The 939-nt window shown below is 76.3% G+C and carries 1 protein-coding gene; it reads left to right on the top strand.

Annotation, left to right across the window (positions count from 1 at the left end; translation table 11 throughout):
- The coding region (locus IH13_RS0127400; protein ID WP_031088654.1) for a condensation domain-containing protein at positions 1-939 on the top strand (939 nt) is incomplete at both ends.

Raw genomic sequence — 939 nt, 5'->3', positions numbered from 1 at the left:
TGTACCGCACCGGCGACCTCGTGCGGTGGAACCGGCACGGGCTGCTCGACCACCTCTCCCGCGCCGACGACCAGGTCAAACTCCGCGGCTTCCGCGTCGAGCCCGGCGAGATCGAGGCCGCGCTCCTGGCCCGCCCGGGAGTCACCGCCGCCTGCGTCGTGATCCGCGAGGACACCCCCGGGCGGCGCGACCTGGTCGCCTACGCCACCGGCGAACCGGCCCCACGCCCCCTGGCCCTCCGCGACGCCCTCGCCGAGACCCTGCCGCACCACATGGTCCCCGGGGCCGTCGTCGTCCTGGAGCGACTCCCGCTGCTGCCCAACGGCAAGGTCGACCGGCGCGCCCTGCCCGCGCCGGAACCGGACGCCGGGACGTCCGCCGTGGAGACGGGGCGCAGCGTCCGGGAGGACCTGCTCGCCGGTGTCTTCGCCGACGTCCTGCGGCGGCCCCAGGCCGGCCCGCACGACAGCTTCTTCGACCTCGGCGGCCACTCGCTGCTCGCGATGCGCGTCGTCAGCCGGGTCCGCGCCCTCCTCGGCGCCGAGATCGCCGTGCGCACCCTCTTCGAACACCCCACCGCCGCCGGTCTGGCCCGGGTCCTCGACGCCTCGGCCCGGGCCCGGTCCCCGATCGTGCGCGCGGCCCGGCGGCCCGACCCGCTGCCGCTGTCCTTCGCGCAGCAGCGCCTGTGGTTCCTGAACCGGCTCGAAGGCCCGAGCTCCGCGTACAACATCCCGCTCGTCCTGGAACTCGACGGCACCCTGGACGTCCGCGCCCTGCGCCAGGCGGTGCGCGACGTCGTGGAGCGGCACGAGGCGCTGCGCACCGTGTTCCCCGAACGCGGCGGCGTACCGTACCAGTCAGTGCTGCCGGCCGACGCTGCCACACCCCCTCTGCCGGTCGTGGGCACCGCCCCCGCCGCTGTGGAGGCGGCCGTCC

The organism is Streptomyces sp. NRRL WC-3549, assembly GCF_000721935.1.
Lineage (GTDB): Bacteria > Actinomycetota > Actinomycetes > Streptomycetales > Streptomycetaceae > Streptomyces.
The sequence above is the reverse complement of the archived record's forward strand: the minus strand, read 5'-3'. Positions and strand labels throughout refer to the sequence as shown.